Source organism: Mesorhizobium sp. M1006 (assembly GCF_040318825.1).
Classification (GTDB): domain Bacteria; phylum Pseudomonadota; class Alphaproteobacteria; order Rhizobiales; family Rhizobiaceae; genus Mesorhizobium.
The window spans coordinates 1-5235 of record NZ_JAMYMZ010000103.1 but is presented as its reverse complement, the minus strand read 5'-3'; the positions used below and the strand labels follow the sequence as shown (position 1 = coordinate 5235).

The 5235-nt window shown below is 55.6% G+C and carries 4 protein-coding genes and 1 pseudogene; 3 read left to right on the top strand and 2 right to left on the bottom strand.

The window, feature by feature from the left end; translation table 11 throughout:
• Together tnpA and NKH60_RS34460 are read right to left on the bottom strand one after the other, a co-directional pair.
• Positions 1-307: IS66-like element accessory protein TnpA (gene tnpA / locus NKH60_RS34465; protein WP_352875048.1), on the bottom strand; the 307-nt coding region annotated here is incomplete at its 3' end.
• A gap of 844 nt (positions 308-1151) precedes the next feature.
• Positions 1152-1304, bottom strand: a pseudogene (locus tag NKH60_RS34460) (IS110 family transposase); the annotation flags it as partial.
• A gap of 917 nt (positions 1305-2221) precedes the next feature.
• Here NKH60_RS34460 and NKH60_RS34450 point away from each other — a divergent pair.
• The 3 genes from NKH60_RS34450 to NKH60_RS34440 are packed head-to-tail and all read left to right on the top strand — an operon-like array spanning position 2222 to position 5118.
• Positions 2222-3133, top strand: a complete 912-nt coding sequence (locus tag NKH60_RS34450) for a DMT family transporter (RefSeq protein WP_352509681.1) — start codon at positions 2222-2224, stop codon at positions 3131-3133.
• A 3-nt stretch (positions 3134-3136) separates the two neighbouring features.
• The gene (locus NKH60_RS34445) at positions 3137-4378 is read left to right on the top strand and encodes an argininosuccinate synthase-related protein (protein WP_352774743.1); all 1242 of its coding nucleotides are present in this window, start codon (positions 3137-3139) and stop codon (positions 4376-4378) included.
• Positions 4375-5118, top strand: a complete 744-nt coding sequence (locus tag NKH60_RS34440) for a 2OG-Fe dioxygenase family protein (RefSeq protein ID WP_352509679.1) — start codon at positions 4375-4377, stop codon at positions 5116-5118. The genes NKH60_RS34445 and NKH60_RS34440 overlap by 4 nt, the downstream gene beginning before the upstream one ends.
• The last annotated feature ends 117 nt before the right edge of the window (positions 5119-5235 follow it).

The following is a 5235-nucleotide window of genomic DNA, read 5'->3' as shown; positions in this document are numbered from 1 at the left end:
AAGTCCCCGGCAAATCCACCGCAGCCATGCTGCTCTGTCGCAGCAAGGCCCGATCGGAAGTGCTTTCAATCTGAACCGGGATGAACGCCGATGGTGGGGGCTGTGGGAGGGACTGGGTCTCCGCCCGCTTCTTTATCCACTTCCGAAGAAGGTTCGCATTGACCCCATGTTCGAGCGCAAGCCTCGATACCGACACGCCAGGCTCAAGACAGGCCGAGACAAGACGGTCCTTCGATGCCGGGTCGTATCGGCGTCGCCCGTCCCGACCGACAAGCCTCACCCGCAGTTTCTGCTCATCTTCTTCCATCACAAGGTGTCCACCTATTTTGGTGGACACCTCATGCATCAGAGCACTCAACAGCAAAAGGTGCGGGGAAATTCGCGCTTACCTTGCACGATGTACGTTGCACGCTTAACGAAAACTGGGCTGCGGAAAGCATCAGGGTTCATTCGTTCCTCCCGACCTGCTGAATACCTACTTTGCGTGATGAGCCGCCTCATCGACATCCGCCGAGCATTGCAGAATGTGTTGTCAGAGCGATGACGGTTTAAGAGGAAGGCAGCGGGTCGTAGTCCTCTGGTGCAGTCTTCGGAGGGGAGCTTGAGAGTCACGGTTTGGCAGCCCATCACCTCGGGCCATTGGGCAAAAATCTGCACGCTGACTCGAGCGTGGCTTGGCAGTCTATTTGGGCGCTCACATGCCAATGCGGCTTCGCACCCGCGATCGGTCAAAGTTCTCCTGTTGGTCGCTATTCGCTGAAGGAAGCCTCGACATTACCGACACGAGCGCGGGCGGTCGGCAGACCGCCGGTCGGTGGTACTCCGCATGCAGCGCCGTCGCCTTCTCCGAGAAACGTCCTCTGTGGATGGCTCCCGCGATGCAAGAGGTAATTGGACGTTACGGCGCGTTGGGCGGGTGCAGTCTTCTGTCCGGCCTGTTGATGCAGCCATCCGAGACTGCTGGCCCTGATGGGACCGGCGAACTGGATCTCAATCTGCCTATCAGGCTATGGTGCTCGGACATTCGACGGGTTGTCCCTGTTCCCGGCCTGACCAGTCTCGCCATCACATCGCGTCGCTCTCACAACCTACTGGTAGCCGATCGATCGGCCCGCCTGTTCTCTGTCCTAAAATTTATCTTCTTCGCAACCTTACACCGCAAGGTTCGCGGCATGACGAGCTTGAGGTCTCGCGCGTACCATGATCGCCCAGACCACACGGGCCATCTTGTTCGCCATGGCCACACTCGCCAAGCGCACGGGTTTCCTGGCGAGCAACGCGACAAGCCGAGGATCCGCTGCCGCCCCTCGAGTTTTGCGAAGGTGTCGGCCCGAGCCAGGCGGGGAACTCCCGACCCGTGCGGGTGCGACGGCAGTCGGCCACGAAGCGACGGGCAATATCCTCGTTCGACACTGCCAAGTCGGCTTCCCGAAACAGCCATTCCTTCAGTTCGCGCGCACCGCCCGGAGAAAGTACGAAGCTGTACAGCGTCCGCAACTACGGCAAGGTGCTCGTACCGCGTTTCCTTGCGCGCGGCGTAGTCAACGAGATCGTCGGTATGTAGGCCAAGCTGCATCGGGGCGAGGCTTAGAGACCGCGCCGAGGTCGTTCGGGCCGCTCTGCGAGCCGGAAGCCGCCTCGCCCTTCGACTTTTCATTTGCGACAGGCCCTGATGAATTGCCAAGCCGGGCTGCAGCGGGAAACCTGTCAGGATAACAGGATCACAGCGTTCGGTTGCATGCCCGGCAGTCGGACTCATTGTCGGCCTTCTGACAATGTTGGGTATGAAACACTGCACTATCAAAACGATCGTGTTGTCTAAAAATGGTTTTCTGGATTGGCACGGCATTTGCTTTGCTGAATCACAAATACCTACGGCACGAACCTGCAGGAGTTCCTCCATGAACAGCCTCAGGCAGTCGCTACAGCAAGATCTGTGCATGCGAATCCGCCCTCCGGTTGCAATCGGAATGGGCCGAGCTTGTAACCAAACACTCCCCCTACTGCATGTGGGGACGCCAAAATCTCGCGACGCGGGCCACGACTGGACAAAAAGCCGCTCGATCGTCCCGCCGCTTAATGAAGTCCAGTGGTGGGACATCGATGAGCGCCTCGCGGAAGGCCGGACAGTTCCGCGATACCAACGTTATAGGGACGGCCTAATCTGTTTTGACTCGTTCTGCACAGTAGGATGGGTGGCTAGCACAAAGGATACTTGAACGTGGACGTTTTCGAACGTGCTTCAATACCTGCGAGGAGGTCACTGACCTCATCCTTCTCGGCCGACCTGGCCGTACTGGGTGCCGCATTCGTTTGGGGCGCGAGCTATCCGGTCGCGAAAAGCGCACTATTCTATGCGCCGGTTTTGATCCTCATTCTTTATCGTTTCCTGATTACCACGATCTTTATGGCAGTGGTGGCAAGACATGAGATCGCGTCGATCTCTTGGGGCGATTGCATCCGTGGCCTCGTATTGGGGACAATACTTTTTTCAATTTTTATTGCTGAAACTTACGGTGTTGCATCAACAAGCGCAATGAATACGGCCTTGATCATTTCGCTTTGTGTAATTTTCACGCCGATCATTGACTATGGGCTATCGGGGCGACTTCCACCTCCGGGCATATTGGCAAGTGCCGCCATATCCTGCATCGGTGTCGGCCTTCTCACTGGCGGGATCGGCAAGTTCAGTCCGGGTGACGCGCTTGTGCTGGGGGCTGCGATTCTGCGAGCAATTATGGTCGTTTCCACCAAACGCCTTCTGGCCGGCCGGCAGATTTCGTCTGCGGCACTGACGGCCATCCAGGGATCGGCGGTGGCAACACTCACTTTCGTTTTAGCCGTGGGTCAATTCGGAATCTACGGCCTTATTGTGAAGGCCCCCCTTCAGTTTTGGGGCGCCGTCGCCTTCCTTTCACTCTTCTGCACGATCGCTGCATTCTACATTCAAAACGCCGCGGTCAGAAAATCCACGCCGACACGGGTTGGCTTGCTGATGGGAACAGAACCCTTTTTTGGTTTCGTCCTCGCGCACCTTCTCCTGACAGAATCTTTGACCGCAACGGGCTTGATAGGTGCCGGCCTCATCCTCGCCGGAACCTTTTCCGGCATCTTTTTTGAGAGCAGGACCTGACAAATGAACCCCGTCTCAACTTCGATCAAACCATCTACCGGCGGCATTTTGAGTTTCGAAGATCTGGAGGCTTTTCCGGACCGAAACGCACCAGTTGCAACCATGTTCAGCGGCGGTCTCGACAGCACCTACCTTCTCTACAAGCTGCAAAGCCTTGGCTTTTCGAATATTGAAGCTGTCGCGGTGGATGTCGGAACTTCCATCGATAAGCCTTTGCTGGAACAGACGGCAGCCAGGTTCGGCGCGCGCTTTGTCTGTCTCGAAGGGCGGGAAGCTTTTGTCGAACAAGGCGTGAAACCCGCCATTCGGGCCCACGCCAAGTACCTTGGTAACTATCCGTTAAGCAGTTCCTTGAGCCGTCCCGTAATCGCCTCATTGATTGTTGATCATGCAACATCAATCGGCTCACGGCTGCTTCTTCATACAGCAAGTCTTTCGCAGAATAGTCTTCCGCGCCTTAACAATAGCATCAAGCGCTCGGGATTTTCCGGCAACTTCGGCAGTCCGTATGAATGCTCGGTGATTTCCCGGCAGCAGAAGGCCGCCGCCCTCTCTAAGTTCGGACTGACTTTTGTGACGGACCGCACCTGGAGCGGAGACGAAAACCTCTGGTGCCGGGAATTCGAGTCTGGACCTTTGGATGATCCCGAGAACTTTTCTATCCCGGAAGAGGCATTTGATTGGACGCGCAACACTGCCGCAGAGCAGCCGGTAGAGATCAAACTCGGGTTTATCGACGGAAATCTCGTGTCAATTGATGACCGTGATGTTGCACTGATCGACACAATCCCGCTCCTGAATAAAACAGTTGGCAAATTCGGACACGGCCGCTTTGTCGGGCTCGAACACATCTCAACCGGTGAAAAGGTTCTCGAAGTCCGCGAGGCCCCCGCAGCGGCCATCATCATGGACGCGCTGCGGCACCTCGAAACCGCTTCCCTTGGCGTCGGATCAATCGTGTTGAAGGAAGGGCTTGAGCAAGCCTGGTCCCAGGAGGCGGTTTCAGGTGAATGGGGCAGTACTATTCACAAGATGTGCGAACGGGCCATAGCGTCCGCGCTCGAGGGCGTCAGCGGGAGCGTCAGCTACATAGTCGATAATACGCGCTTTTTACCTCGGTCCATCATAGCCAGCACGCCGAAATACATTACGGACCGCCACCTTTGGGAACACCAAGCCGCGAGCCACCAAGCGTCCTTTAAAACTTCCCCCTCGCCAAATTACCAAGACGGGAGACACCCATGAAAAAGGTCGCACCCCAGGCGCTATGCAGCCTCAGTCAAGAATGCACTGATCATCTGGTCACGAATGGATGGTGGTTTTCCAGAGGTAAGCGCACCGAAGCCGGCTTCGGCATCGAAATTGATGCTGGCTGGAAGAACTTTGCTGACCACTGGAATCGATTGCTTCTCGATGAATACATGCGTGACGGCGGGACCTATCGCTACCGGCGCTATGGTGCGTTTGAATATGACGCAGTTGACGGAATTTTTCGGCTCCTGCCCCATGCCCCTTACGAGCAATCGAAAGCCATCAACCACTTGAATGGCGGCTTCAAGCGCTACTTCGAGCCCTTTGAACAATCGTTTATAGATCATCCTGTCTTAAACAAGATTCTGACAGGTTTCTGCAGAATTCTATGTCAAACCGCTGGACATGATCGTTGGGATATTAAGCTCCATCCCTACCGGATTGTTGCACGCGACGGTGTAAACGGCAAACCAGCACCCGAGGGCCTTCATCAGGACGGGGTGGATTTCATCGTTTCTTACATGATCGGGCGGGTTAACGTGACCGGCGGTATGAGCACGATTACTGATGCCTCAAAGCGGTTCCTCGGCGATGTCGAAATGAACCTTCCAACTGATTTTGTGATTTGCAACGATCGCAAGACGTTTCATGATGTATCACCGATCGTGACCGAAAATCCGAAAATGCCGTTCGCATATCGTGACGTCCTTGTCATCGCCTTCGAGAAACTATGAATCAAGTCTTGAACCTAAGCACGTTGCGACCAATAGCGAGATCGCTGTCCATACCTGTGGGAATTCTTGAGGCAGAGTCGGACATATCGGACGCCGCCTGATCAGTCGGATAATCTG

Excerpts from the sequence above, each read along its gene's own strand:
- NKH60_RS34440 (WP_352509679.1), top strand. The coding sequence starts at position 4,375 with ATGAAAAAGGTCGCACCCCAGGCGCTATGCAGCCTCAGTCAAGAATGC.
- NKH60_RS34445 (WP_352774743.1), top strand. The coding sequence starts at position 3,137 with ATGAACCCCGTCTCAACTTCGATCAAACCATCTACCGGCGGCATTTTG.